This is a genomic window from Hymenobacter sp. H14-R3, from assembly GCF_030063445.1.
Taxonomy (GTDB): domain Bacteria; phylum Bacteroidota; class Bacteroidia; order Cytophagales; family Hymenobacteraceae; genus Hymenobacter.
The window spans coordinates 1-1,608 of sequence record NZ_JASITD010000050.1 but is presented as its reverse complement, the minus strand read 5'-3'; the positions used below and the strand labels follow the sequence as shown (position 1 = coordinate 1,608).

Here is a 1,608-nt window from a genome sequence, read left to right as displayed (position 1 = left end):
GTTTGCTCCCTACCCCAAAAACCCGGCTATTGCGCGATTTTTCTTGCAACTAGGCCGCGTGGAAGAATTAGGTTCGGGGGTCCTGAACGTCACCCATTATCTGCCCAAATATGTGCCGGGCGCGTTGCCGCGTTTCCTCGATGGGCCGGTATTTCAAACGATACTGCCACTGGTGATAAACCAGTTGGGAGAGGCTCCTGCGGATTACTTGCTTCAACTGCTCGGTTTGCCCATAGAACCGAACAGCCGCGCCTCCCTGGCGTTATTGCCATTGGGTCCTGCTGTGCAGGGCCATGCAGCTTCTCCCGCCGCTTTGCTTTATCAGTTGGGCCTAAGGTGGGTGGAAAAAGGGACCAGGTTGAACTTAGCCAAAAACCAGCCTGGCAGCGATTTACCAGCGTTTGAGCAGTGGCAGGGACTAGCAATAGCCGAGCAAGGGCCTAGGCTTGTACCCGCCCGTTTATTACAATTTGTGCGGGTGTTGGCTCTTTGCTTGCAGCCCCAGGCTGTGACTACGCTGCTTCAGGTGTTGTCTGTGAGTAATCGCACCAAATTCCGCACCAGCTATCTGGATCCGTTGCTCCAGCGGGGCTTGCTAGTCCTGACCCTACCTGCTATTCCCAGTTCTCCCAATCAGCGTTATTATACAACGGAGCTTGGTCGAGCCTTGATGGTTGGTAACTGAAAATGGGGATTGAACTTAGGGTGATACTTGAGCGGGTCGGGTAAAGATGGACAGCGTAAGGCCTTATTTAGCAGGGTGCGGCAAAGGAAGGCCGTCGAATAAAGCGGATCAGTGCGCTAACAGAGCACACGGTTCAGGTTTTGTCAACAACTCGTTTCGAGGCCATTGTGCGCAGATATAAGCGCTTGACCTGCTCGGCCCGAAAGGCCTTGCCGTTACGGGTAAGAAAGCGTAGCGCATTCAGCTTCGTGGCAATCTGAGAGTAATTAAAGCCCTTCTCGCGCAGCAGTAGAATGTGCGCCGCCGCCCGCTCGTTATGCTCGTTGGTCAGCGCATTCGCCTGGTTGCGGTCCCGCCCCTTCTGCGTGGCCACTGCCGTCAGGTTCGCCGGGGTACCTAGTTGGGCCCCACGCGCCTTCTTGGCCGCGAGCGCGTCCTTGGTCCGTTTCGAGATGATTTCGCGCTCGTGTTGGGCGAGCACGGCAAAGAGGCCTACGGTCAGGGTATTGGCGTCGGGCCTGGCGCAGCAGACAAAGTCTACCCCCGAGTCGCGGAGCTGGAAGATGAAGCCCGCGTTGCGCGAGAGCCGGTCGAGCTTGGCGATAAGCAGGGTCGCGCCGCGCGCTTTGGCCAAGGCGATGGCCGCTGCCAGTTGGGACCGCTCATTTTTCTTGCCGGATTCGACTTCGACGAATTCTCCCGCCAAAGGCATTGCCTGGACGAAGGCCCCCACGGCGGCCCGCTGGGCTTCGAGGCCAAGGCCGGACTGGCCTTGCTTCTGGGTGGAGACGCGCAGGTAGGCGACGTAAGATTTCATGGAAGCGGGGGAGTTTAGGCAAAACTACCCCTCAAAAGTATTTTGTCACAAAAGTTAAACGCACGTTTATAAACTGTGAAATCACCCGAAGAGAGCGTATTTTTAC

General features: G+C 56.6%; 2 protein-coding genes. One reads left to right on the top strand and one right to left on the bottom strand.

The annotated features are described in order from the left end of the window. Positions 1-685: Fic family protein (locus QMK33_RS22895; protein WP_349361792.1), on the top strand; the 685-nt coding region annotated here is incomplete at its 5' end. A 133-nt stretch (positions 686-818) separates the two neighbouring features. Here QMK33_RS22895 and QMK33_RS22890 read toward each other — a convergent pair. Then, the gene (locus QMK33_RS22890; RefSeq protein WP_283566953.1) at positions 819-1,502 is read right to left on the bottom strand and encodes a recombinase family protein; all 684 of its coding nucleotides are present in this window, start codon (positions 1,500-1,502) and stop codon (positions 819-821) included. Positions 1,503-1,608: the final 106 nt, after the last annotated feature.

Coding starts and splice junctions, on each gene's coding strand:
- QMK33_RS22890 (WP_283566953.1), bottom strand. CDS start 1,502: ATGAAATCTTACGTCGCCTACCTGCGCGTCTCCACCCAGAAGCAAGGC.